The organism is Pseudohaliea rubra DSM 19751 (assembly GCF_000764025.1).
GTDB lineage: Bacteria > Pseudomonadota > Gammaproteobacteria > Pseudomonadales > Halieaceae > Pseudohaliea > Pseudohaliea rubra.
In genome coordinates, this window is sequence record NZ_KN234762.1 from 37176 (window position 1) to 57376 (window position 20201).

18 protein-coding genes are annotated in these 20201 nt (G+C 68.7%); 7 read left to right on the top strand and 11 right to left on the bottom strand.

The genetic code is table 11. The annotated features are described in order from the left end of the window. Positions 1-178 precede the first annotated feature (178 nt). On the bottom strand, positions 179-607 hold the full coding sequence (locus tag HRUBRA_RS08235) for a CBS domain-containing protein (protein ID WP_236629819.1): 429 nt from the start codon (positions 605-607) through the stop codon (positions 179-181). 132 nt (positions 608-739) lie between these two features. Between HRUBRA_RS08235 and HRUBRA_RS08240 the strand changes: the two genes are divergently transcribed. Both HRUBRA_RS08240 and HRUBRA_RS08245 read left to right on the top strand, forming a co-directional pair. Then, entirely contained in the window at positions 740-1573 is an 834-nt protein-coding gene (locus tag HRUBRA_RS08240; protein WP_035516224.1) for an SDR family oxidoreductase, read from the top strand. Between the two features lie 23 nt (positions 1574-1596). Then, the gene (locus HRUBRA_RS08245; protein ID WP_052094543.1) at positions 1597-2277 is read left to right on the top strand and encodes a hypothetical protein; all 681 of its coding nucleotides are present in this window, start codon (positions 1597-1599) and stop codon (positions 2275-2277) included. Between the two features lie 28 nt (positions 2278-2305). On the opposite strand, the gene HRUBRA_RS08250 is transcribed toward HRUBRA_RS08245, so the two are convergent. Further along, positions 2306-4456: a 3-hydroxyacyl-CoA dehydrogenase NAD-binding domain-containing protein gene (locus HRUBRA_RS08250; protein ID WP_035516226.1), complete on the bottom strand. Its 2151-nt coding sequence runs from the start codon at positions 4454-4456 to the stop codon at positions 2306-2308. 34 nt (positions 4457-4490) lie between these two features. Further along, the gene (locus HRUBRA_RS08255; RefSeq protein ID WP_035516227.1) at positions 4491-5699 is read right to left on the bottom strand and encodes an acetyl-CoA C-acetyltransferase; all 1209 of its coding nucleotides are present in this window, start codon (positions 5697-5699) and stop codon (positions 4491-4493) included. Between the two features lie 159 nt (positions 5700-5858). On the opposite strand from HRUBRA_RS08255, the gene HRUBRA_RS08260 reads away from it, so the two are divergent. Together HRUBRA_RS08260 and HRUBRA_RS08265 are read left to right on the top strand one after the other, a co-directional pair. After that, positions 5859-6287, top strand: coding sequence for a globin family protein (locus HRUBRA_RS08260; protein ID WP_052094544.1), 429 nt, complete (start codon positions 5859-5861; stop codon positions 6285-6287). A gap of 10 nt (positions 6288-6297) precedes the next feature. Continuing rightward, the gene (locus HRUBRA_RS08265; RefSeq protein ID WP_035516229.1) at positions 6298-7113 is read left to right on the top strand and encodes a DUF547 domain-containing protein; all 816 of its coding nucleotides are present in this window, start codon (positions 6298-6300) and stop codon (positions 7111-7113) included. Here HRUBRA_RS08265 and HRUBRA_RS08270 read toward each other — a convergent pair. The 8 genes from HRUBRA_RS08270 to HRUBRA_RS08305 all read right to left on the bottom strand — a co-directional run bounded on the left by HRUBRA_RS08270 (position 7110) and on the right by HRUBRA_RS08305 (position 16345). Beyond that, a complete protein-coding gene (locus tag HRUBRA_RS08270) occupies positions 7110-8291 on the bottom strand; it encodes a urate hydroxylase PuuD (protein WP_035516231.1) in 1182 nt (393 codons plus the stop codon). The genes HRUBRA_RS08265 and HRUBRA_RS08270 overlap by 4 nt on opposite strands. A gap of 1 nt (position 8292) precedes the next feature. Further along, on the bottom strand, positions 8293-9615 hold the full coding sequence (guaD, locus tag HRUBRA_RS08275; RefSeq protein ID WP_035516232.1) for a guanine deaminase: 1323 nt from the start codon (positions 9613-9615) through the stop codon (positions 8293-8295). Then, a complete protein-coding gene (gene uraH / locus HRUBRA_RS08280) occupies positions 9605-9940 on the bottom strand; it encodes a hydroxyisourate hydrolase (protein WP_035516233.1) in 336 nt (111 codons plus the stop codon). The genes guaD and uraH overlap by 11 nt, the downstream gene beginning before the upstream one ends. After that, positions 9940-10449: a 2-oxo-4-hydroxy-4-carboxy-5-ureidoimidazoline decarboxylase gene (gene uraD, locus HRUBRA_RS08285; protein WP_236629820.1), complete on the bottom strand. Its 510-nt coding sequence runs from the start codon at positions 10447-10449 to the stop codon at positions 9940-9942. The genes uraH and uraD overlap by 1 nt, the downstream gene beginning before the upstream one ends. Next, on the bottom strand, positions 10446-11288 hold the full coding sequence (gene xdhC / locus HRUBRA_RS08290) for a xanthine dehydrogenase accessory protein XdhC (RefSeq protein WP_035516234.1): 843 nt from the start codon (positions 11286-11288) through the stop codon (positions 10446-10448). Before xdhC ends, uraD begins: the two co-directional genes overlap by 4 nt. Beyond that, complete coding sequence (xdhB, locus tag HRUBRA_RS08295) at positions 11288-13627, bottom strand: xanthine dehydrogenase molybdopterin binding subunit (RefSeq protein WP_035516235.1); 2340 nt, start codon at positions 13625-13627, stop codon at positions 11288-11290. The genes xdhC and xdhB overlap by 1 nt, the downstream gene beginning before the upstream one ends. Then, positions 13620-15035, bottom strand: a complete 1416-nt coding sequence (locus tag HRUBRA_RS08300; protein WP_084592544.1) for a xanthine dehydrogenase small subunit — start codon at positions 15033-15035, stop codon at positions 13620-13622. Before HRUBRA_RS08300 ends, xdhB begins: the two co-directional genes overlap by 8 nt. A 68-nt stretch (positions 15036-15103) precedes the next feature. Next, positions 15104-16345, bottom strand: a complete 1242-nt coding sequence (locus HRUBRA_RS08305; RefSeq protein ID WP_052094546.1) for an MFS transporter — start codon at positions 16343-16345, stop codon at positions 15104-15106. A gap of 158 nt (positions 16346-16503) precedes the next feature. Here HRUBRA_RS08305 and HRUBRA_RS08310 point away from each other — a divergent pair, with 158 nt between their 5' ends. From HRUBRA_RS08310 to HRUBRA_RS08320, 3 genes are read left to right on the top strand one after another with little or no spacing between them, the layout of a single operon-like run. Then, a complete protein-coding gene (locus HRUBRA_RS08310; protein WP_084592542.1) occupies positions 16504-17463 on the top strand; it encodes a sugar ABC transporter substrate-binding protein in 960 nt (319 codons plus the stop codon). 11 nt (positions 17464-17474) lie between these two features. After that, positions 17475-19007, top strand: coding sequence for a sugar ABC transporter ATP-binding protein (locus tag HRUBRA_RS08315; protein ID WP_201771562.1), 1533 nt, complete (start codon positions 17475-17477; stop codon positions 19005-19007). Next, positions 18991-19956 (top strand): ABC transporter permease, encoded by a 966-nt coding sequence (locus HRUBRA_RS08320; RefSeq protein WP_035516238.1) that lies wholly within the window; start codon positions 18991-18993, stop codon positions 19954-19956. Before HRUBRA_RS08315 ends, HRUBRA_RS08320 begins: the two co-directional genes overlap by 17 nt. The last annotated feature ends 245 nt before the right edge of the window (positions 19957-20201 follow it).

Genomic DNA, 20201 nt, shown 5'->3' on the forward strand with positions numbered 1-20201 from the left:
CTCCTCATCCTCTCAAGGCTGTCCGCGCGCAGGGTGTCGGCGGCGACATGGGTCGCCGACATGCGAGCACGTGCTTCGGACAGCGGGAACCGTCGGGCAGTTTTTGCTAGCGCTCCTGCCCGAGGTCCTCGGGGCCTTGCGGCCCCGCGTTTCTTTTCGTTTTCCGCCTTCCGGTTATTCAGGCCGGCCGCTTTATGAGCTTGCGGCGGGAGTGCTCCATGAGCGCCCAGAGGATGTTACTGGAGCTGACCTGCCCCACCAGCTCGCCGTCTTCGATCACGGGGCGCCGGCGCTGCTTCGTGCGCAGCATATCCTGAGCGACTTCGACAATGTTGTCTCCGGGCCGGCAGTCATTGATGTCAGCGGTCATCGCCTCATGGACGAAGGACATTTCCGGATCACCGTCGTTATAGATGGCGGCGAGCACCGCCTCGATGCAGTCGAGTTCCGAGAGAACACCCACCGGCCGGCCGTGATCGTCGACCACGGTCACCCCGGTGAGCTTGTACTCCACCAGGGTTTCAATAGCCTGGACGAGGTTGGCGTCGCGATGGATGGTCAGCGGCTTGCGCCGCATGCAATCGGCAATCTGAGTCGGTTGCGGCATCGGCTGGTTCCTTGAGCGCGGTTAGTATCGCGAAGTTACCGCCGCCGCAGCGCCGAGTCCAGCGCGGCACACCGATACCCCGCGACCATGCTATCTTTGCTTCCTGCATTCATTCCGCCCGGGAACAAAAGTATGAACAAGGGTTTCAACTTCAGCGGCGCAGTGGTATGGATCACCGGCGCCTCCTCGGGAATCGGCGAGGAGCTCGCGCGACAGGCCGCAGCGAAGGGCGCAAAGCTCGTGCTGTCGGCGCGCCAGGAGGCAGAGCTTGCGCGCGTGCGCGATGCCTGCCTGGCCGACGGCTCCCCCGACGCCCTGGTGCTTCCCCTCGACATCATCGATTACGACACCATGGCGGCGAAAACCCGGGCGGCCGTCGAACACTTCGGTCGCATTGACCTGCTGGTGAACAATGCCGGTATCTCCCAGCGTTCCTTCTGCGTGGATACGGACTTTTCCGTCTACCGCCAGATGATGGAGATCAACGTGCTGGGCCAGATTGCCCTTACCCAGGCGGTGCTTCCGGTCATGCTCGCCCAGGGCAGCGGCCACATCGCGGTTACCTCGAGCGTCGCCGGCAAGGCCGGCGTGCCTCTGCGCACGGGCTACTGCGCCGCCAAGCACGCGGTGATGGGCTTCTTCGATGCCCTTCGCGCGGAGGTGGCCGCCGACGGCATCGCCGTCACCACGATCACGCCGGGCTTCATTCAGACCAAGGTCGCCCGCAACGCCCTCACAGCTGATGGTACACCCCTGGGCAGGGACGATGAGGACATTGCCGGGGGCATGCCGGTCGGTGACTGTGTGCGCGCGATCGTCGCCGGCTTCGAGGCCGGGACGCCGGAAATTGCCATGGGCGGCGAGCTGGAACTGGGACTCCTCACGCTGAAACGGGAAAACCCCGAGCAGGCCTTTGAGCTACTGGCGCAGCTGGCCGCCGACGCCCGCAGCAAAGCAGCGGACTAGGCCGGCTGGCGACGCCGGACGCCATGCGCCCCCGCATCAGCCCGCTTCTGCTGCTCGTAGCGCTGCTTCTGGGGGGCTGCGGCGGCTACGAATTCAGGAACATCGCCAAGTCCGACATCGATCTGGTCACCGATGAGTTCATTGACGAAACCCGGGGCCTGATGCAGGAGCTGGCAGAGAAGCTCTACGCCCGCAATCCGGCGGAGCTGCGCAAGGTACCGGGCATGACTGTGGAGCGCCGCCTGCAGCTGCTCAGAGACACACCGGGGGCGCTGGTGTTTCCGGAGCTGGGCGGGCGCACGGGCATCGTCGCCCTCGAGGTGGTCTTCAACCCGGCTTTCGACGGCGACCGCGTCTTCGCCCTGGTCGCAGGCCTCGGCGGCATGCTGCGCCAGGCCTACGGCTACAACACGCAGACTTACCTCCTCTCCGAACCGCTGGAGCCCGAGGCCCTGAGGGCCAGCGCACGCAACATCGAGATCCTGCTCTGGCGCCTGAGGCACACGCGCCATGCCGACGGCCGCCCCTTCCTGGTCACCAGCGAATACCGCGGCGTCGTGGACAACCTCTCCTTCGAGCGGCTCTTCGGCAAACTCATCGCCCTGCAGGACATGATGGCACGCATCGCCGGGGACGCCGGCGACCGCCGCGTCACCCGGGCGGTGCACGCGGCGTCGTCGATGTTCATTCCCCTGCCGCTTTAGTGTCCGGACCCCACCGGCCCGGGTCCGTTCAGGCGGCGGCCGGGGTCTCCGCGGCAGCCCGCTCCCGGGCGATCTGCGGCGCCTCGAAGCGCTCGCCATAGGCAGTCGCCAGTTCCTCACAGCGGGCGACGAAGCGGCCGTAACCGTAGGTCTTCACGAACTGCAGGAAACCACCGGTCCAGGGCGGCGCGCCGATACCCATGATGGAGCCGATGTTGCCGTCCTCCTCGGAGCGCAGCACGCCCGATTCGAGGCACTTCAGCGACTCGATCACCTGGCGGAACAGGAGCCGGTCCTTGACGTCCTGAGCAGGCACACAGACCTCCGGGTTGTAGTAGAGCTCGAGAAGCTTCGGCCAGATGGCCCGGCTGCCGTCCTCCGCGTACTCGTAGAAGCCGCCGCCGTGGTGCCGGCCGCCGCGGCCGTACTCCTCCACCAGCGTATTGATCACGCCGCGGGTCACGGTGCCGTCGCCCCACTTGTCGAGCACACCCATCTCCTCCCAGGTCTGCTGAGCCTTCCGGGTCAGCTCCAGGCTCACCTCGTCGTAGACCTGCAGCGGGCCGACGGGCATGCCGACGGCCTTGCCCAGGTTGTCGATGGGCACCGGGTGCATGCCCTCGGCGAGGAGCCGCACGCCCTCGTCCAGGTAGGTGCCGAAGGTGCGCGAGGTGAAGAAGCCGAGGGAGTCGTTGACCACGATCGGCGTCTTGCGAATCTGCTGCGTGTAGTCGAAGGCTTTTGCCAGCGCCTCGTCGGAGGTCTGCTCGCCCATGATGATTTCCACCAGGGGCATCTTGTCCACCGGCGAGAAGAAGTGGATGCCGATGAAGTTCGCCGGCTTGTCGCTGGCCTCGGCCAGCTGCGTGATGGGCAGGCTGGAGGTGTTCGAGCCCCAGACGCCGCCCTCGGCGAGGTACTGCTCGCTGCTGCGGGTGATCTCGTGCTTCAGGGCCATGTTCTCGAACACCGCCTCGATGATGAGGTCGCAGCCGGCGAGGTCCGCGTCCTCGGCCGTGGGCGTGATCAGCGCCAGCACCTCGCTGCGCTTCTCCGGCGTCATGCGGCCGCGCTCCACGCGCTTGTCGAGGAGCTTTTCGGCGTAGGCCTTGCCCTTCTCGGCGGCCTCGCGAGAGACGTCCTTCAGCACGACCTCGATGCCGGCCATGGCGGAGACGTAGGCGATGCCCTGCCCCATCATGCCGGCGCCCAGTACGCCGACCTTCCTGGTGCTGGTCTTCGGCACACCGTCGGGGCGGCTGGCGCCGCCGTTCACCTTGTTCAGCCCGAAAAAGAACGTACTGATCATGTTCTTGGCCTGGGGTGTGGTGACCAGGTAAGTCAGACCACGGGATTCCACCACCAGCGCGGTTTCGAGGTCGAGGCGGGTCGACTGCACGGCCACGTCAAGGATCTTCTCCGGTGCCGGGAGCAGGCCCCGTGTCTTCTGCCGCAACATGGCGGTCGCGACCGGGATAAGCTGGGCGACCTTCGGCGAGTTCGCATCGCCGCCGGGAATACGGAAGCCCTTGCGGTCCCAGGGCTGCATCGCCGTATCCGGCTTGTCGCGATTGGCAAGGATCCAGGCCTTCGCCGCCGGCACGAGTTCATCCTTCTCGCGCACCAGATCGTGGATCATGCCCTCGTCCAGGGCCTTGCCCGGGGCGATGCGGGTGCCCTCCAGCAGGTAGGGCAGCGCCTTCTCGAGACCGAGGAGCTTGGTCAGGCGAACGACGCCGCCGCCGCCGGGCAGCAGGCCCAGAGTGACTTCGGGCAGACCGAGCTGCACGCCCTTATCGTCCCAGGCGATGCGATGATTGCAGGCGAGGCAAAGTTCGAAGCCCCCGCCAAGGGCCGCGCCGTTGATGGCCGCGACTACCGGCACCGGCAGCCTCTCGAGGCGGCGCAGCTGGTCCTTCACCGTGTCGATACCGCCCTTGAACCGCTCGACATCCGCCGGCGTCACCGCCAGCAGCTCGTTGAGGTCGCCGCCGGCGAAGAAGACCTTTTTGGCCGACGCAATGACAACGCCGGCCAGGCCCTCTTCCGCTTCGAGGCGGGCAACGGTCTCGCCCATGGCCTCGCGGTACTCATCGTTCATGGCATTGACCGGCCCGGTCATATCCATGGTGACGGTCACGATACCGTCGGCGTCCTTGTCGTAGTGGAATACGCTCATGCTTTGAATCCTTGTCCCGGGTGGCTGGGGTGTGTCAGACGCGTTCGATGATGGTGGAAATGCCCATGCCGCCGCCGACGCAGAGGGACAGCATGGCGCGCTTGAGGTCGCGACGTTCCAGCTCATCGAGCATGATGCTCACCAGCATGGCGCCGGTGGCGCCCAGCGGGTGACCCATGGCGATGGCGCCGCCGTTGACATTGGTGACACTGTGGTCGATATCGAGGTCGCGCATGTAGCGCAGCGCAACAGAGGCGAAGGCCTCGTTGATTTCCCAGAGGTCGATGTCGGCGGCGGTCATGCCTGCTTTCTTCAGGCACTTCTTCGCGGCCGGGCCGGGGCCCGTGAGCATAATCACGGGGTCCGTGGCGAGGACAGCGGTCGCGACGATGCGTGCCCGCGGCGTAAGGCCCAGGTCCTTACCGGCCTTATCGCTGCCGATGAGCACCGCACTGGCACCGTCGACAATGCCCGAGGAATTGCCCGGCGTGTGCACGTGGTCAACGCGATCCAGGGTCGGGTACTTCGCCAGGATAACGTCGTCGAAGCCCATGCCGCCCATCATCCCGAAGGACGGGTTGAGCTGGGCCAGGGCCTCCAGGGTTGTGCCCGGCTTGATAAAATCATCGCGCTCGAGGATGGTGAGGCCGTTTTCGTCCACCACCGGCACCACGGAGCGATCGAACCAGCCGCTGTCCCGGGCGTGGGCGGCGCGGCGCTGCGACTCGACGGCGAAAGCATCGACATCTTCGCGGCGCCAGCCCTCGAGGGTGGCGATGGTATCGGCACCGATACCCTGGGGCACAAAGCCGGTCTTCGCGGCGAAAGCCGGATCACCGCCCATGGGGCCGCCGTTGGCGCCCATGGGCACCCGGGACATGCTCTCAACGCCCCCGGCCACCACCAGGTCCTCCCAGCCGGAGGCCACCTTCTGTGCCGCGATGTTCACGGCTTCAAGCCCCGAGGCACAGAAACGGTCGAGCTGGACGCCGGCCACGGACTCATCCCAGTCGGCGTTCATGGCGATCATCTTGGCGATGTCGCTGCCCTGCTCGCCGATGGGCGTGACGCAGCCCATGACCACGTCATCGACGTAGGCGGTGTCCAGTTCGTGACGCGCCTGCAGGGCGCGGAGCAGGCCGGCGCCGAGGTCGATGGGCTTGACCTCGTGCAGCGTGCCACTCGCCTTGCCCTTGCTCCGCGGGGTACGCACGGCGTCGTAAATGTAGGCTTCGTTCGGCATGTTCTCATCCCGTGGGGTCGATACAAGAGCCTGCATTCTGCCCCCCGCGACGGCGCCGGGACAATGACGCCAGCGCTCCGGTCGATTGACCGAAAGTGACAGCACCGAAACGGACGCCGTGATATCCTCCCCGCCCGGCCGGCGGCAGGGAATACAGGCATGGGCAACGCGACCATCAACTACGGCGACGTTTTTGACGCCAGCTTTCACCGCATCCTTGGCGACGGCGCCTTCAACCCCGCTTTCACCACCCGTTTTTACGAGATTTTCCTGGGGCGGGACCCGGCTATCGCCGACCGCTTTTCCAATACGGACATGAGCGCGCAGAAAACCATGCTGCACGATTCCCTGTTCACACTGGTGGATTTCTACCGCAATCGCGTGCTCACGCCGGAGCTGCGGCGCCTGGCGGCGGTGCACAGCCGCGCCCAGCACGATATCCCCGCGGACCTCTACACCCGCTGGGTGAACGCCCTGGCGGCGGCGGTAGCGGAATTTGATCCGGCGTACGACGAGGATGTGGGCCTGGCCTGGCGCCTGGTGCTGAGCCCGGGCATCACCTACATGCGCTACTGCTACGACCGCTGAGACGCCTGCCATGGTGCGCTCGCTGCTTGTCGTCCTGCTCCTTGCCGTCGCGCTACCGGGCGCCGTGCTGGCCGCCCCGCCGGACCACACACCCTGGACGGCCCTCCTCGAGGCCCACGTGCGACCGACCGGCGACGGTGCGAGCACCGTCGTGGATTACGACGGCTTCGCCCGGGACCGGCTCGCTCTCAACCGCTACCTCGACCGTCTCTCGGCGGTCACGCGGTCGGACTTCGACCGCTGGTCCGCCGACGAGCGGCTGGCCTTCCTGATCAACGCCTACAACGGCTACACCATTGTCCTGGTGCTGTCGGGCTGGCCGGACCTCAAATCGATCAAGGACCTCGGCGGCTGGCTGCGCACACCCTGGGAGAAGCGCTTCTTCCGCCTCCTCGGCGAGCGCCGCTCCCTGGACGATGTAGAGCACGGGCTCATCCGCGGCAGCGGCCGCTACGGCGAGCCGCGCATACACTTCGCGGTGAACTGCGCGAGCATCGGCTGCCCCGCGCTGCGCCGGGAGGCCTACCTCGGCGACCGGCTGGAGGAACAGCTGGAAGACCAGGCCCGGCGCTTCCTGGGCGACGAGAGCCGCAACCGGGTCACGGACGACGCCGTGGCCGTCTCGCCGCTATTCAAGTGGTACCGGGAGGACTTTACCGCCGGCTGGCGCGGCGCCGACAGCCTCGGCGCCTTCCTCGCGCTCTACGCCGACGCCCTCGGCCCGCGCCGCGTTAACCACATGGCCCTCGAGGCCGGCGACCTCCCGGTGCGCTTCCTGACCTACGACTGGCGTCTGAACAGCGCCTCTCCCCCGCGCGAACGCTAACGTCCGCGTAGCCAGTCAAGTAGCGCCGCACGCTCCTCGTCCGCCATACCCGTGACGTTACCCAGCGGCATGTAATTCGTCCCAAGGGAGGTCGCTGCACGGGCTGCCGCCGCATCGATCGCGGCCAGGGTCTCCAGCTCGAGCCCAAGCGGAGCGGCGGCCATACCGGGCCAGCTGGGCGCCTGCGCGTGGCAGACCGTGCAGTGCGTCTCCACGAGCGCCAGCGCCTCCTCGTCGGAGAGCCGAGGCCCGGCACTCGCCACCGCCCGGCTGCCGTCCCAGGCCAGCCAGCCGGCCACCGCCAGGAAACCCGCGAACGCAAGCACGAGGATAGACGGACGCACGATACCCCGGTGTCGCAGGTTGAAGAAGTGGCGGGCGAAGGCCGCCAGCGCGAGCAGCAGAAACAGCACCAGCGGCGCGGCGCGGTGGCCGTAGAGCACCGGATAGTGATTGCTGATCATGCACAGCAACACCGGCAGCGTGAAATAGTTGTTGTGCGTCGAGCGCAGCTTGGCCTGCGCCAGCCCCGCCAGCGGCGGCTCGCCGCCACTTTCCAGGCTGCGCACGAAGGCACGCTGCGCCGGGATGATCCCCAGAAAAACATTGCCGGCCATAATGGTCCCGAGGAGCATGCCCACGTGCAGGGCCGCGGCCCGTGGGGCGAAGAGTTCAAAGGCCAGCCAGCAGGCACCGGCCGTCAGGGCCACCATGAGCCCCGCAAAGAGCGCCAGCCGCCCGCCGGGGGCGCTGCGCAGGAGCATCTCGTACACCACCGCGCCGGCTGCCAGAAACAACAGGCTTGCAAGCACCGCCGCCCCCGGGCCGGACACCCAGGTACCCTCGCCCGCCAGCAGTGTGGGCGCCTGAAGGTAGTAGACAAGGCAGAGCAGCAGGAAGCCGGACAGCCAGGTGGCGTAGGCCTCCCAGTAGAACCAGTGCAGCCGCTCGGGCATCGCCGGCGGCGCCCCCCGGTACTTGCTCACTTCGTAGATGCCGCCGCCGTGGAAGGACCAGAGGTCGCCGGCAACGCCGGCCTCAGCCTTGTGCTCCGGTGGTGCCTGCAGGGAATTATCCAGCCAGATGAAGTAGAAACTGGCACCGATCCAGGCAATGCCGAAGATCAGATGTGCCCAGCGCACCAGCAGCGCCGCGAAATCCCACAGCGTCGCTTCCACGTCAGTTCCCCACGGCCAGCCGACCGTCGCGCTTGCGACACTCCCCGGCAACCCAGGTTTCGCGCACCAGGCGGTCGTCACCGAGGATCTGGTAGGCGAACCACTCCTCGGCGATGTCCCGGCAGGCGGCTACGCGCCCGGCCAGCAGCGGCACGTCCCGGGGGTTCAGGCGCAGGAAATCGGCGTCCGAGCCCGGGGCCAGGGTGCCGATGCGAGCCTCCAGCCCCAGCGCGCGGGCGTTACCCAGGGTGATCGCGTAGAAAGCCTCCAGCGGCGGCAACGCGTGGCCCCCGAGCTGGCAAACCTTGTAGGCGTCAACGAGGGTGCCGAGCATGGACAGGTCCGTGCCGGCGCCGACATCCGACGCAATGGTCACCGGAACCTCCGCAGCGGCGAAGGCCTGCCAGTTGAACAGGCCGCTGCCGAGGAAGAGGTTCGAGCTGGGGCAGAAGGCAACGGCGGCACCGGTCTCGGCCAGGCGGCGGATCTCGGCGGCCTCCAGGTGCAGGCAGTGAGCGAACACCGAGCGCTCCGTGCACAGGCCGTGGGCATCGTAGGTGTCGAGGTAGTGCGCCGCCTCGGGGAACAGCTCGCGCACCGCCGCCACCTCCTGGGGGTTCTCGGCCAGATGCGTCTGCAGGTAGACGCCCGGGTGGTCGCGCAGGAGCTGCCCGGCACCGGCCAGCTGGGCAGGCGATGAGGTGATCGAAAAGCGCGGCGTGACGGCGTAGGCAAGGCGCCCGCGGCCGTGCCAGCGCTCGATCAGCTCCCGGGACTCGGCGATGCCGCCCACGGCGCTGTCGCGCAGCGCCTCGGGGGCGTTGCGATCCATCAGTACCTTGCCGGCGATCAGGCAGAGCCTGCGCGCCTCGGCGGCAGCAAAGAGCGCGTCGGTGGCGTGGTGATGGCTGGTGGCATAGACCATGGCGCTGGTCGTGCCCTGGCAAAGGAGCGCATCGAGAAAGTCCGCCATGGCTACGCGGGCGAAGGCCTCGTCGGCAAAGCGCGCCTCCGCCGGAAACGTGTAGCGCTCAAGCCATTCGAGAAGCTGCTCACCATGGGAGCCCATGACATCAAGCTGCGGCGCATGCACGTGCGTGTCGACGAAGCCGGGCACCACAAGATCGCCCCCGAGATCGATACAGCTCGCGAGGTCCAGGCCCTGCAGCTCGGCTGCGCCAGCTGCGGCGAGTGCAGCAATGCGTGCACCTTCAACCACGAGCACGCCGTCCTCCAGGTACTCCACGCGATAGCCGCCACCACCCTCCGGCAGGCAATGCAGGAAGCGGCCGCGGAATGCCTGCCGCGCCGCCTCAGCTGCCACGGTAGGTGCTGTAACCGTAGGCCGAGAGCAGCAGCGGGATGTGGTAGTGCTCGGCGCCCTCGATGCGGAAAGCGATGGTCACTTCCGGATAAAGCGTGTCTTCGCCCCGGGCGGCAAACCAGGCACCGGTCGAAAAGACCAGCCGGTAGACGCCCGGCGCCAGGGTCGCCGCGGCGCTCCAGCGGGCCACGCGGCCGTCGTCGTCGGTGACGCCGCTGGCCAGCGCCGCGCCGCTGCCGTCGTAAAGCTGCACAGCAAGGCCCGCCGCGGGCCGGCCCCGGCCGAGGTCGAGCACATGGCTGCTGAGGGTGGCCGCTTCCGCCATCAGGGTGTCTCCTTGCTGGCAAGGGCGCCGTCGAGGCGCAGGCGGGTGATCGCCGCCTGCTCCCGGGCTGCGTTGGCAAGCTCCGTGGCGCGGTCGTTCGGCAGGCGCTCGCGCAGCAGGTCGCGCATGGCCGCTGCCGACTTGCCGCTGGCGCAGACAATAAACATGAAACCGTGCCGGGCCTCGTACGCGCGGTTCAGGGACAGGAGCTCCGCCAGCACGGGCTCCTCAGCCTCCGCCACCTGCCCCTGCTCCTTCGCCGCCGGGGCAAAGCGATCACGCAGGGCCGCAAGATCGCCGATGCGCGCATGGCCCAGAAAGGCCTCGAGCATAGCCGCCTCGTTCATACGCTGCCAGTGCCGGGCCGCCGCACGGTACAGCGCCTCGCGGTCGGCGAAGGGCCGCTCGGCGAGCATCGCCTCCACCCAGGGCGTGCAGTGGCAGGCGTGTACCAGGAGGCGGCGCGCGTCTTCCACCGGCGCCGCATTGAACTCGTGAAGGGTCATCATTCGGTCGCGTGCTCCAGCAGGCGGCGCAGCTGGCGCCAGTCCAGCGCCTCGCCCGTTTCTTCGTCGGCCTCCCCGCTGCGCTGGAGCAGTCCGGCGGCGATGGCGATGGCGACGGCCATGGGCCGCTTGCCGGGGATTGACGTCAACCCCACGGGACATTCCAGGCGCTCGATCAGTGCGGGCGCAAGACCGTCGCGGGCGAGGCGCGTGCGGAAGCGCTCCGCCTTCGTGTGAGAGCCGATCAGCCCCACCCTGCGCCAGCGGAAGTCATTGAGGAGCGCGTGAACGAGGCGGTAGTCGAGTTCATGATCGTGGGTGAGCACGAGGACCTCGGCGCCATCCGGCAGCGTCGGCACCGCCGCCACGGGGTCCGCCAGGCACTCGCCGTGCACCCCCACGGGGGGCGAGGCCAGCAGCTCGGGCCGGTTGTCGACCCAGCGCACCCGGAAGGCCAGCTCCGCCAGGAGGGGCACCAGCGCGCGGGCCACGTGCCCGGCACCGAACACGACCACATCTCCCACGCCGGGCCGGATGACCTCAAAAAGCACGCTGACGCTCCCGCCGCAGCACTGGCGCGCCTCGGCCCCGAGGGGCATCCCCTCCACCCGCTGCACCGTAGCGCCAGCGCTGAGCAGCGCCCGGGCCCGCTGAATCACCAGAAATTCCAGCTGGCCGCCACCGATGCTGGCCCAGGTGTCTTCACCGGTGATGACCATCTTGGCGCCGGCTTCCCGCGGCGTGGAGCCAGCGGTGCTCAGCACCGTGGCCAGGACGTAGGCGTCGCCGCAGCGCTCACGCTCCGCCGCCGCCGTCGCCCAGCTGCCGCCGTGCAGGGCCATCAGCGATCGCCCCCGGCGCGCGCTTCCTCGATCGCCCAGTAAACCCGCTCGGGCGTCGCCGGCGGATCCAGGCGCGGATTGAAGCGGTAGTCGCAGAAGCTCGCGCAGGCGTCGCGCAGCGCGCACCAGCTAGAGACGGCGAGCATCAGCGGCGGTTCCCCGACGGCCTTCGAGCGGTAGATGGTCTCGGCGTGGTTGGCCCGATCGAAGAGACGCACGTTGAAGGCCTCCGGCAGATCGAAGGCTGTCGGTATCTTGTAGTTTGCCGGGCTGTCAGAGACGAGGCGCCCCGTGTCGTCCCAGGCCAGTTCCTCGGTGGTCAGCCAGCCCAGCCCCTGCACGAAACCGCCCTCGATCTGCCCGAGGTCGATGGCGGGGTTCAGGGAGTCGCCGACGTCGTGGAGGATATCAACCCGCTCCACCCGGTACTCGCCGGTAAGCGCGCTGACGCGCACCTGGCTGCAGGCGGCACCGTTGGCAAAGTAGTAGAAGGGGCGCCCCCAGGCGGCGTCACGGTCGAAGTCGATCACCGGCGTGCGGTAGAAGCCGTTGGCACTCAGGGACACGCGCGCCAGGTAAGCCAGCTTGATGAACGCCTCGAAGGGCAGGCTATCACCGCCGGCGCCCACCCGGTCGTCGGCAAACACCACCTCGCCCTCGTCGCAGCCGAAATGCTCGGCAGCAAAGGCCACGAGCCCGCGCTTGATGCGGTTGCAGGCATTGAGGGCGGCCATGCCGTTCATGTCCGCCCCGGAGGACGCCGCCGTCGGCGAGGTATTCGGCACCTTGTCAGTGCGTGTAGCGCTCACGAGGATACGCTCGAAGCGCACGCCCAGGGCCCGGGCAACGACCTGAGCCACCTTCGTGTGCAGGCCCTGGCCCATCTCCGTGCCGCCGTGGTTCAGGTGGATGCTGCCGTCCGTATAGATGTGCACCAGCGCCCCGGCCTGGTTCAGGTGCTTCGCGGTGAAGGAGATACCGAACTTCACCGGCGTCAGCGCCAGGCCCCGGCGCACATCGTTGTTCTCCCCGTTGAAGCGCGCAATGGCTTCCCGCCTGGCCCGGTAGTCACAGTCATCGGCCAGCTGCCGCATCAGGTCAGGGAGCACCGACTCCTCGATGGGCTGGCCATAGGGGGTGAGATCACCCTCGGCGTAGAGGTTGTCGAGGCGCACGTCGAGGGGATCGCGACCGACGCGGCGCGCCACATCATCGAGCATGGCCTCGGCGGTAATCAGCCCCTGGGGGCCACCGAAGCCGCGAAAGGCGGTATTCGAAACCTTGTCAGTGCGGCAGTAGACCCCCTGGATACGTGCAGCCTGCAGGTTGTAGGCGTTGTCGGCGTGGAACATGGCGCGGTCGACGATGCCCTGGGAGAGATCCGGCGAGCAGCCGCAGTCACCGGCCAGACGCATGGTCACGCCATGCAGCCGACCCTGCTCATCGAAGCCGGCCCGGTAGCGGTTCCAGAACGGATGGCGCTTGCCAGTCTGCACCATGTCGTCGCGCCGGGGCAGCCGGTGGCGCACCGGGCGACGCGTGCGCACGGCGAAGAGCGCGGCGAGGCACGCGGGCATCGCCGCCTGGGATTCCTTGCCGCCGAAGCCTCCGCCCATGCGCCGCACTTCTGCCTGCACCGCGTGAATCGGCAGGCCGAGCACACCGGCCACGAGCTTCTGCACCTCGCTCGGATGCTGGCTGGAGCTGTACACGTGCACCCCGCCCTCCTCCGTGGGTTCGGCGGTCGCCACCTGACCCTCGAGATAGAAATGTTCCTGCCCGGCCATGTGCAACTCACCGCCCAGGGACAGCGGCGCCGCCAGCAGCGCAGCCTCGGGCTCGCGCAGGCAGAACTCGTGAGGTGGCAGCACGTAGTATTCGCTCTCAACGGCTGCGGTGAGCGCCACGATGGCTTCCAGAGGCTCGCAGTCGATCTCCGCAAGCGTCACTGCCTGCTGCGCCGCCTCGAAGCTGGTCGCCGCCACGGCAAAGACCGGCTGGCCGAGGTAAAGCAACTCGCCGTCGGCGAGGAGCGGGTCGCCGTCGAAGACCGGGGCGATATCGCCGTTGCCGGGGATATCCGCCGCGCAGACCACATCCACCACGCCCGGCGCCGAACGCACCCGGGACAGGTCGAGGCGGGTCAGCCGGCCCCGGGCTACCGTTGCGCGGCCGGTAGCAACGTGGAGCTGGTTCGGGTAGGTCGGCATGTCATCCACATAGACTGCAGTGCCGGCGACATGGCGCCAGGCGGAGTCCTGCGGCAGCCCCCGGCCAACCGGATCCGTCGCGCCCTCGCGCGCCGGCGGCACCGGTCCCTGCGCTGCCAGCTTACGCATGAAGGGCCTCCACAGCGTCGATGTCGAGATCAACGCCCTCCCTCAATTCCCGCAGCGCACGGCGCAGCAGCGCCGCCGCCATGGCGCGCCGGTAAGCAGCGCTGGCGCGCACGTCGTCGATGGGCGTGAAGACCGCTGTCGCCGCAGCGCAGGCGCGTTCGATAGTGGCGTCGTCGAGGGTCGCTCCGGTCAGGATTTCCTCCACGGCCGCCGCACGCAGCGGCGTGGCGGCCATGCCCCCGTAGGCCACGCGCGCCGCGCCCAGGCGCTCCCCCTCGCGTTCCATGGAAACGGCCAGCAGTACCGTTGAAATGTCGTCCTCGAAGCGCTTGCTGAGCTTGAAGATTCGGTGCGGCCGCGCCAGGGCGGCCCGGGGAATTGTCACTGCAGCCACATACTCGCCGGGCGCGAGCACCGTGTCCCGGTAGCCGCGATGGAAGGCAGCCACCGGGATCGAGCGGCGGCCGCCGTCGGCCCCGGCGAGCTCCACGGTGGCATCCCAGGCGAGGAGCACCGGCGGCATATCGGCGATCGGCGAGCCATTGGCGAGGTTGCCACCCAGGGTTCCGCGGTTGCGGATCTGCCGCGAACCGAGACGCTCGAGCATGGCGACCAGCGGCGGCGACAGCGTCGCGAACAGTTGCTCCAGCCTGCTGTAGGGTACCGCGGCGCCGAGGCGCAGGGCGTCGGTCCCGTCATCGATCGTGCAGAGCTCTGCCACGGCGGACAGATCGAGCACAGGATCCGGCGCTGCGTAGCGCTGGGTGAGCTCAAGTACAGCGTCGGTGCCGCCGGCCACAAGCCAGGCCTTCGGGTACTCGCGAAGCAGCCTCTGCAGGGCCGCCTCATCCCGGGGCCGGTGATAGCCGGCGGGCAGTGCACCACTGTGGTTCAGCCCAGCGGCCAATGCACCGCATTCGGGCACGACCGGGGCCGGGGGATAGTCATACATCCGCCGGCCAGCCTCGAGGATGGGGCGGTAACCGGTGCAGCGGCAGAGGTTGCCGGCAATGGCTTCACGGATCGCGTCATCGCCGCGACCGTCGGCGGCGTAGAGCCCCGCCAGGGACATGACAAAGCCCGGCGTGCAGAACCCGCACTGAGAGCCATGGCAGTCGACCATGGCGGCCTGCACCGGGTGCCGCCCCGGCCCCTCGCTGCCGGCGAGGCCCTCCACGGTCACTACCGTCTCGCCGGCGACGCTGCCGAGGAGCGTGATGCAGCTGTTGACCGCCCGGGGCGCCTCGCCGGGTCCGGCGAGCAGCACCGTGCAAGCGCCGCAGTCGCCGGAAGCGCAGCCTTCCTTCGTGCCCGGGAGGCCCGCGCGGGTGCGTAGAAAACGCAGCAGGGTCTGCGATGGCGCACTGCCCGTAGCGTCGATGGGTACTCCGTTAACCGTCAGCTGCACTGTGTCCAATGCTCTCGCGTTACCTGAGCAATAAACGTTAGCAAATTACTTGCCAGCGCGGCAGCCATTCAGCGAGCGCCCTCCCCCGCGCCGGCGCCGGCCTCCGCTGTGCCCGCCCCCGGCAGCCGCGGCAGCAGCGCCAGACAGAGGATGCCGACCACGCCCAGGGCAAAGGCGACAGCCGCGAGGGGCGCCAGCCCCCTGGTCACGAGGGGTGCGGCCAGGGCCGTACCGCCGGCGGTGGTCGCCATGACAAACAGCAGCACCAGGGCGGAGGCCCGCGCGTCGTCCCCACCCGAAGCCTGCAGTGCGCAGTAGAAGCCCGGCGGTCCGCGCAGGCCGAAGCCTGCATTAAAAGGTAGAAAGAGCCCGATCACCACGGCCATGTCACGGCCCCCGGCAACGCCGTAAGCGAGAAGCGCCAGGAGGCCGGCGAGGGAGAGCAGGCTACCCCCCAGGATCACCGGCTCGGCGCCGAAGCGCCCGACCAGGCGGCTTGCCACGTTTGCGGCAATGATGAACGTGGTAATGCCGAAGAGCTGCATGGTGATGAAATCGGCCAGGGTGCCGCCCAGGGACCCGGTAAGCACCACCGGCATACCGAAGACGTAGACCAGCAGGCTGCCAAGGGCGAAGCCCTGACTGAGAGCGTAGCGGTGAAAGACCGGGTTGGTGAGAAGCACAACGTAGCTGTGCCCGCTGCGCCGCGCCGCTACCGCCGGCAGGATGTGTCCGGCCAGGGCCACCAGCGCCGCCAGGGCGAGGGCGAGCACGCCGGTCAGCAGGAACGACGCCTGCCAGCCGCCCCACTGCAGCAGCCACACGCCGATGATCGGTGCAAGGGCCGGGGCCAGCGACTCGACGCTGCCGATAAAACCGATTGCGCGCATAGCGCCGCGGGGGCTGAAAAGGGCGCGCACCATGCCCGGCGCGACTACGGCGGCACAGGCGGCCGCCACCCCCTGCAGGAAACGAAGCAGCACGAGGGCGGTCAGGGTCGGCGCGGCCGCCGCGGCCAGGGAACTGGCACCGTAGAGCACCAGCGCCAGCACAAGCAACGGACGGTTATCGTGGCGGGCGCCGATCTCACCGAAGAGCACCAGACCCACGCCGGTGCCCGCGGCAAAGGTCGCCAGCACCAGTTGCGCCTGCGCGGCGCTGCCGCCGAGCGCCGCCGGCAGCGCCGGCACGGCGGGCAGCACCAGGTCTGTACCCGCCAGGCCCAGCAGCGTGCAGGCAATGAGCAGCGCGGTCGCCGCCACGGCACGAAGCTGCGACGGCGGTGTTTCGACGGGCGGCGCAGGCGGCATGAGCAAACCTCAAAAAGCTGGGACAAACCGAAAAGGGCGACCGGGAAAAGGGCGCAAGGATAGCAGAGCAGAACCCACTGCCGATTGCGCCGGCGGAGGGAACTTGCTTTACTCACGGCTCCGCCAGAACACACCACTGCGACAGCCGGGAGAACACCATGACGCTGCCCCGCCGCCTGCGCGCCGCCGGCGCTGCCTGCCTGAGTGCCCTGTTCCTCATCGCCTGCGGGGACGGGGGCGAACCGCAGCCGGAGTCCTCCGGGAAGCCCCGGGTCGCCCTGATCATGAAGTCCCTGGCCAACGAATTCTTCATCAATATGGCGGCCGGCGCCCGGGCCCACCAGGCCGAGCACGCAGACCGCTACGAACTCATCGTCAACGGCATCAAGAACGAGAGCGACCTCGCCCAGCAGGTGGCACTGGTGGAGCAGATGATGGCCTCGCAGGTGGATGTGATCGTTATCGCGCCGGCTGATTCGCAGGGTCTGCTCCCGGTCGCCCGGCGCGCCGTGGAGCAGGGCATCGTGGTGGTGAACATCGACAACCGCTTCGACGAGAAAGCCCTCGCCACCATGGACCTGCGCATCCCTTTCGTAGGCCCGGACAACCGTGAGGGGGCCTACCGCGTGGGCCTCGCCCTTGCGGAAACGCTGGAGCCCGGGGACGAAGTCGCCATCATCGGCGGCATTCCCAGCGCCTTCAACGCCCGGCAGCGCGCCGCGGGTTTCCGCGACGCCATGGCCGAGGCCGGCATAGCCGTCGTAACGGAGCAGGCGGCGGACTGGGAGCAGGCGAAGGCGGCCACCGTCGCCGCCGCCATCCTCAACGAGAACCCGGCGCTGGACGCCCTGCTCTGCGCCAACGACAGCATGGCCCTGGGCGCTGTGGCCGCCGTGCGCCAGGCTGGCCGGCGGGGCGGGGTCTCGGTGGTCGGCTTCGACAATATCTCTGCCGCCCGGGGCCTCATTGCCGGCGGCGACATGTTTGCTACCGCCGAGCAGTATGGCCACCAGCTCGCGGTCTTCGGTATCGAGTACGCCCTGCAGGTACTCGAGGAGGGCACGGACCCGGCGGACCGTAAAACCCCCGTCGATGTGATCACCGCGGCACAGCTCTGAGCGGGCGCGCCATGGAGACCCTGCTCTCGGTGCGCGGCCTGCACAAGGCCTTTGCCGCACCGGTGCTGCGCGGCATTGACTTCACGGTACGCCGGGGGGAGATCCACGCCCTCATGGGCAGCAACGGTGCGGGCAAGAGCACGCTTTGCAACATCATCGCGGGGCTTCTGGCTGCCGATGCCGGTGCCCTGACCCTCGGCGGCCGACCGCACCGGCCGCGCTCCCTGCGCGAAGCGGAAGCCCTCGGGGTGCGAATGGTCATGCAGGAGCTCAACCTCTTCCCTACCCTGAGCATCGCGGAAAATCTCTGTTTCCAGCGCCTGGGCAACGGCCTGGGCCTGCTGTCGCGGCGCCGCCTGGCGGCCCGGGCAGAAAAGGCACTGGCCCGCGTTGGCCTCGCCGGCCTCAACCCGTCCCTGCCGGTAGCGCGCCTGGGGGTCGGTCAGCGGCAGCTGCTGGAGATCGCCCGCGCCCTCGCCGATGAGCCCGCACTGCTGATCCTCGATGAGCCCACGGCCTCCCTCACGGATCCGCAGATTCACCGGCTCTTCGGCGAGCTGCGGCGCCTGCGGGAGGCCGGCGCGGGCATCATCTACATTTCTCACCGTATGGACGAGATCTGCCAGATCGCCGACCGGGTCTCTGTGCTCCGCGACGGCGAGCTGGTGGCCACGGCAGCAGCAGCGGACCTCGACAGCGACCGGATCGTCGAACTCATGGCCGGCGCGCCCCTCGAGCGGCCTGCGCGGGGCGCGAGCGGCCGGGCCGGCGCGCCGCTCCTCCGGGTGGAGGGCCTGGGCCGGGACGGGGCCTTCGCAGACGTGAGCTTCACGCTGCATGCGGGGGAGGTGCTGGGTATCGCCGGGCTCATCGGCGCGGGCCGCACGGAGCTGCTGCGCGCGATCTTCGGCGCCGACCCGGCGGACCGCGGGTCGCTGCGCCTGGCCACGGACGGCTTCGCCACGGCGCGGCGTTTCCGGCGCCCCGCAGACGCCATGGCGGCAGGCATCGGCCTGGTGGTCGAGGACCGGCGGGACCAGGGCCTCCTCCTTCCCCTGGGCATCGATCGAAACATCAGCCTGGCCAGCTACCGGTCGCTGCAGGGGCCCCTGGGGCTGGTCAAGCGCTCCGCGGAGACCGCCCTCGCGGCGCGCTACTGCGATGCGCTGGCTGTGCGCTGCGCGGGTACCGGTCAGCCGGTGCGGGAACTGTCCGGGGGCAACCAGCAGAAAGTACTCATCGCTCGCTGGCTGGCCCGGGACTTTCCCGTACTGCTTTTCGACGAACCCGGGCGCGGCGTCGATGCCAGCGCCAAGGCGCGCATCCATCACCTGATCCGCGAGGCCGCCCGGGCCGGCCGCGGCGTGGTTGTGGTCTCCAGCGAGAACGACGAACTGTTTGCCGTGAGCGACCGCATCCTCGCCCTTTCCCGCGGCCGGGTGGCCGGGGACTTCGATGCCGCCACGGTCACCGAGGAGGCCCTGCTCGCCGCCTGTTTCCGCCATCACGGCCGAGAGGAACAAAACCGTGCTGCCACGCTCTGACATCCGCCTGCCCTGGAACTCCCTGGGCCTTGTCGTCGTGCTCGGGCTGCTGGTGTTGTTGTTCAGCCTGCAGAGCGACTACTTCTTCACCGGCGCCACCTTCCGCACCCTCGCCAACCAGATCCCTGCGCTCACGGTAATCGCCGTGGGTATGACCTACGTGCTGCTGGTCGCGGGCATCGATCTCTCCGTGGGCTCGGTGATGGCACTTTGCGCTGCCCTGATGGGCGTACTCATGGTAGACGGAGGCTGGCCGCTGCCCGCGGCGCTCGTTGCGGGCCTCGCGGCGGGGCTGGCCTGCGGGCTGACCAACGGGGTGATCAGCGCCCACTGGCGGATTCCCTCCTTCGTCGTGACGCTGGGCATGCTGGAGATCGCCCGTGGCGGTGCTTATCTCGTCACCGACTCGCAGACCCGCTACCTCGGTGCCGCCGTCGGCGCCATCGGCGACCCGCTGCCCGGTCTCGGCCTGTCTCCGGCGCTCCTCGTGGCCCTCGTTGTGGTCGCCGTCGCGCAGTTCCTGCTTCTGCGCACCGTGTTCGGCCGCTACCTTGTGGCCATCGGCACCAACGAGGAAGCGGCGCGACTCTCGGGCATCAACACCGGACGCTGGAAGGCACTGGTCTTCGCCATCGCCGGCCTCCTCGCCGCCCTTGGTGGCGTGTTCCAGCTCGGCTACCTGCAGAGCGCAGACCCGAATGCCGGCATTGGCCTGGAGCTGTCCGCCATCGCCGCCGTGGTCATCGGCGGCACCAGCCTCTCCGGCGGCCGCGGCTCCGTGGTCAACAGCTTCCTCGGCGTGCTGATCATCGCCGTGATGCAAACGGGCCTTGCCCAGCTCGGCGTCTCGGAACCGGGCAAGCGGATTATCACCGGCGCGGTGATCATCATCGCGGTGCTCCTTGACCAGTACCGCGAACCCCTCGCCGCGCGCCTCGCCCGCCGATGAATCCGCTTTTTACCCCTGGCAGCAGCACGCGTGGAGGCGGCACCCGTGGAAGGGGCACCCGTGGGAGCGGCGTCCTCGCCGCGACAGGCCCGGGAAATATGCCAGCCCGGTCGGCGCGAGGACGCGCCTCCCACAGGGTTGGCAGGTGGGTGGGCCCGGGGCTGCTTTGTACGGCCCTGCTGCTGGCCGGCTGCCGGCCGCCGGCGGAAGCACCGCCCGCCGGGTCGGACGCCAGCGCTGCAGCC

What these genes read in the sequence shown, in the direction of transcription:
- HRUBRA_RS08240 (WP_035516224.1), top strand. Translation starts at nt 740, where the DNA reads ATGAACAAGGGTTTCAACTTCAGCGGCGCAGTGGTATGGATCACCGGC.
- HRUBRA_RS08315 (WP_201771562.1), top strand. Translation starts at nt 17,475, where the DNA reads ATGGAGACCCTGCTCTCGGTGCGCGGCCTGCACAAGGCCTTTGCCGCA.
- uraH (WP_035516233.1), bottom strand. Translation starts at nt 9,940, where the DNA reads ATGGCGGAAGCGGCCACCCTCAGCAGCCATGTGCTCGACCTCGGCCGG.
- HRUBRA_RS08245 (WP_052094543.1), top strand. Translation starts at nt 1,597, where the DNA reads ATGCGCCCCCGCATCAGCCCGCTTCTGCTGCTCGTAGCGCTGCTTCTG.
- xdhB (WP_035516235.1), bottom strand. Translation starts at nt 13,627, where the DNA reads ATGCGTAAGCTGGCAGCGCAGGGACCGGTGCCGCCGGCGCGCGAGGGC.
- uraD (WP_236629820.1), bottom strand. Translation starts at nt 10,449, where the DNA reads ATGATGACCCTTCACGAGTTCAATGCGGCGCCGGTGGAAGACGCGCGC.
- HRUBRA_RS08305 (WP_052094546.1), bottom strand. Translation starts at nt 16,345, where the DNA reads ATGCCGCCTGCGCCGCCCGTCGAAACACCGCCGTCGCAGCTTCGTGCC.
- HRUBRA_RS08250 (WP_035516226.1), bottom strand. Translation starts at nt 4,456, where the DNA reads ATGAGCGTATTCCACTACGACAAGGACGCCGACGGTATCGTGACCGTC.
- HRUBRA_RS08260 (WP_052094544.1), top strand. Translation starts at nt 5,859, where the DNA reads ATGGGCAACGCGACCATCAACTACGGCGACGTTTTTGACGCCAGCTTT.
- HRUBRA_RS08310 (WP_084592542.1), top strand. Translation starts at nt 16,504, where the DNA reads ATGACGCTGCCCCGCCGCCTGCGCGCCGCCGGCGCTGCCTGCCTGAGT.
- xdhC (WP_035516234.1), bottom strand. Translation starts at nt 11,288, where the DNA reads ATGGCCCTGCACGGCGGCAGCTGGGCGACGGCGGCGGCGGAGCGTGAG.
- HRUBRA_RS08265 (WP_035516229.1), top strand. Translation starts at nt 6,298, where the DNA reads ATGGTGCGCTCGCTGCTTGTCGTCCTGCTCCTTGCCGTCGCGCTACCG.
- HRUBRA_RS08255 (WP_035516227.1), bottom strand. Translation starts at nt 5,699, where the DNA reads ATGCCGAACGAAGCCTACATTTACGACGCCGTGCGTACCCCGCGGAGC.
- HRUBRA_RS08235 (WP_236629819.1), bottom strand. Translation starts at nt 607, where the DNA reads ATGCCGCAACCGACTCAGATTGCCGATTGCATGCGGCGCAAGCCGCTG.